At 42.0% G+C, this 2,968-nt stretch carries 5 protein-coding genes; 3 read left to right on the plus strand and 2 right to left on the minus strand.

The genetic code is table 11. The annotated features are described in order from the left end of the window. Positions 1 to 100: 100 nt before the first annotated feature. Positions 101 to 382 (minus strand): hypothetical protein, encoded by a 282-nt coding sequence (locus QUB26_RS31485; RefSeq protein ID WP_333321238.1) that lies wholly within the window; start codon positions 380 to 382, stop codon positions 101 to 103. A 483-nt stretch (positions 383 to 865) separates the two neighbouring features. Then, a complete protein-coding gene (locus QUB26_RS31490) occupies positions 866 to 1,009 on the minus strand; it encodes a hypothetical protein (RefSeq protein WP_333094347.1) in 144 nt (47 codons plus the stop codon). Positions 1,010 to 1,098: 89 nt separating this feature from the next. On the opposite strand from QUB26_RS31490, the gene QUB26_RS31495 reads away from it, so the two are divergent. The 3 genes from QUB26_RS31495 (at position 1,099) to QUB26_RS31505 (ending at position 2,832) form a co-directional block, all read left to right on the plus strand. Beyond that, entirely contained in the window at positions 1,099 to 1,365 is a 267-nt protein-coding gene (locus QUB26_RS31495) for a hypothetical protein (RefSeq protein WP_333321240.1), read from the plus strand. 245 nt (positions 1,366 to 1,610) lie between these two features. Beyond that, positions 1,611 to 2,366 (plus strand): hypothetical protein, encoded by a 756-nt coding sequence (locus tag QUB26_RS31500; RefSeq protein WP_333102784.1) that lies wholly within the window; start codon positions 1,611 to 1,613, stop codon positions 2,364 to 2,366. A gap of 241 nt (positions 2,367 to 2,607) precedes the next feature. Continuing rightward, positions 2,608 to 2,832, plus strand: coding sequence for a DUF433 domain-containing protein (locus QUB26_RS31505; protein ID WP_333321242.1), 225 nt, complete (start codon positions 2,608 to 2,610; stop codon positions 2,830 to 2,832). The last annotated feature ends 136 nt before the right edge of the window (positions 2,833 to 2,968 follow it).

Here is a 2,968-nt window from a genome sequence, read left to right on the forward strand (position 1 = left end):
ACGAGCGAAATCAGCAATGTTAAAAGTTAGGATATGGGTTAAACCATGAACTAGCATAGCAGCAACTAGCCGCGCATTTTGTATCTACGAGAAACGGCATTTAACCTCTGTCTCCATAAATGCTCTCTCTGCTAATAGCTTCATCTGAAAGAGTGGGGAGATTTAGGGTACGATGACTGTCAACCCATTCTTGAAATGCGATCGACCATTCTGTTCGGGTAGCGGTTTCATAAAATGGACGTTGTTGAGGTTCAATTAGCTGTTTAAGCATCGCATCTAGTAATGGTTTAATCTGATCCGTCGTGCGGCTGGTGATTTTTGCTAAAGCTTGAGTAATAGTCTGTATCTCTTGTTGGTGAGATTGCTGAAGATTGTGCAGCATAGTTATCCTTGAGTGTAAGTTTTTGGGTTGACGATAACAAAATCGATCGCACTTTTTAAATTGATTTTAATATTCTAACTCTAGCGCAAAGCCTAGGAAGTAGGCGATTGCTCGTTCCTAGACTCTAGCCCATTGGTGACAACTTAAGACTGAAACCATTGATAAATCTCGCATCTAGCTAAGTCTAGATCCCCCTAAATCCCCCTTAAGAAGGGGGACTTTGAGCGGAATCTTGTCCCCCCCTTCTTAAGGGGGGCTAGGGGGGATCTGAGCTTAATACTCAAACAGCAGTCTGTGATTGGGTTTGACGTTAAGTTGTCACGAATGGGCTCTAGCCTGGGAACCAGTTAATCCTGGATGCACGTACTAGGATTTTCTGTCATTGCGAACGTAGTGAAGCAATCTCAAAGCTGACGCACCTTTCCCAAATCCCAAATCCCAAATGGATTGACACAGGCCCCCCTCTGCGGCTACGCTTTGAAGTTAGAGGTTGCTTTGCTTGTAGAGGAAGTAGCCCGCGTCGCCCAAAAATCTAGTTGCACTGCCCAAAGCTGTTGGTAGCAGCAATGGACAGCTAACCGCCAAACTGGTATCAGCAGTCTGGAGGCTAACGGAGTATCTTAACATCCTCTGTAGCCGCCCTGCTATGCGTTGAAAAGCGGGGCGGCTGGGTTTTTGGGTTTTTCTAGAAAACCCAAAACCAGGAGAACATAATTATGTCACAGGAATTCTTGCCTGACGACAACAAATTCGTTAGCGCAGCCCTCGAAGAGGATCGGCCAAATGACGGCTCAGCAGCAGAATCGGAACAGGATGTGGTGTGTGTAACGGTGACAGGTTCGCAATCGGGTGTCAGGGAAACCATACTCACTTTGTACCGCCTGGGATTTGCCGAAGTGGGCGATTGGAGTCCCGTACAGCGTGCAGCCAATCCGAACCAAGTGATGAGTGTGCTGATTCGCCGTCGGAAGCGCAAAGCGTAGGTGTTTGCTCGTTCCCAGGCTCTAGCCTGGGAACCAGTTAAGAAGACCAACAAATATCAGGCACGTTACTTTACTAAATCAGGATAAGAGCATATCTTAATTTAGAGGCTGAAACCCCTTTAAAAAAGCTAGGCGGGGAAAGGCACATTTCCCCGCCTAAGCCTTGTAACCATTGGAAAACTGATGTTGTGTTACATGAACACTTTATGTGTTATGTTAACTTTTTTGAATATTTGAGAGGCATTATGGGAGAAGCAAAACGAAGAAAAAAAGCGCGTGGTTTAGGAAAAACGTCTACTACACAACAAATCTCAACATCCTCAAACATTTTTTATAGGACTCTTCACCAAATTTCAGAAATTGAAGATGTTGAGTTTCAACAAGCTCGTGAAAATTCACCATATTTAGCGTTACTGTGGTCTGCTCTGGTTACTTTTCACGATCATATTGACAATTACACATTATTAGGAATTGTAGATTTTTGGCAAAACTACTGGGAAAAAGCAGCATATTTATTAGGTGCAATAGAACTTAGCGAGCATCGACATCTATTATGGGTAAGTAATATAAAAACCATGAGATTAATGATTTTAAAAAAGTTAGAAAAATATTTAAAAAACGATAACCAATATTTTTTAGAACATGGAACCACACCTTTTTCATCTATGGCTGAAACGACAATAGAAGTAGCACTGGCTATGTATCGTCCCACCGATTGTATTATTTACTATGGGAAAAAGTTAGCAGTTTATAAAGGGTACGATAGTATAGACTTACAAGGAGAATTAATGATAGCTGTTAAACACGTTATCGGATGCTGGAGTCTTTATCCTTTCCCACAGACATTGAGTGTTCCTTTTTCTGATTACAAACAAGCTAAATTAGCATTGAAAAATTTTCCTACATCATTGAAAGGTGAGTTAGTGCATTATCATTCTAGTAAACTTGCGAAATTATTGGGATTAACAATTAATGGTAATTACGCCTATTTAATTAAATAACGTCGATCGGAACTGCCGCCAATTTTGGAGTCTTATGGGTGGAAAACCCTACTAAATTCGGCAGACATCAAAGCCTGTCTTGCTTTTGCTGCAGACCATGAGAAAACTGATCCGCCTTGGCTACTTTCAACGTCAGGGCTCTTTTTTTATCCCTACTTGCTCAAACCTGAAATCCTGACCTAAACCAACCAGAATTATTTGCAGTTATAATTACGCTTATTAGTGTACAAAATATTGCTTTATGGACTACCACGACATCATCACAATTGAACCGGGAAAACGCAGTGGCAAACCATGTATTCGGGGAATGCGAATCACCGTCTACGACATCTTAGAATATCTCGCCGGTGGCATGACGGAAGCAGAAATTTTGGAAGATTTTTCAGAACTAACTTCGGCAGACATCAAAGCCTGCCTTGCTTTTGCCGCCGATCGTGAAAAAAAGTTATTTGTGACATCCCTGTGAAACTTCTATTCGACAAAAATCCGGGATATTGGCAGTTAGAAAGACTTTTGAGCAAAGCGCCGGAATTGATAGAAAGAGCTCAGGGTTTGACGGAACGGGAGCTTTATCGATTAATTGAATTGTTGGATACGGAAAT

It is taken from the genome of Microcoleus sp. B4-C1, from assembly GCF_036705285.1.
In the GTDB taxonomy this organism is placed as follows: domain Bacteria; phylum Cyanobacteriota; class Cyanobacteriia; order Cyanobacteriales; family Microcoleaceae; genus Microcoleus.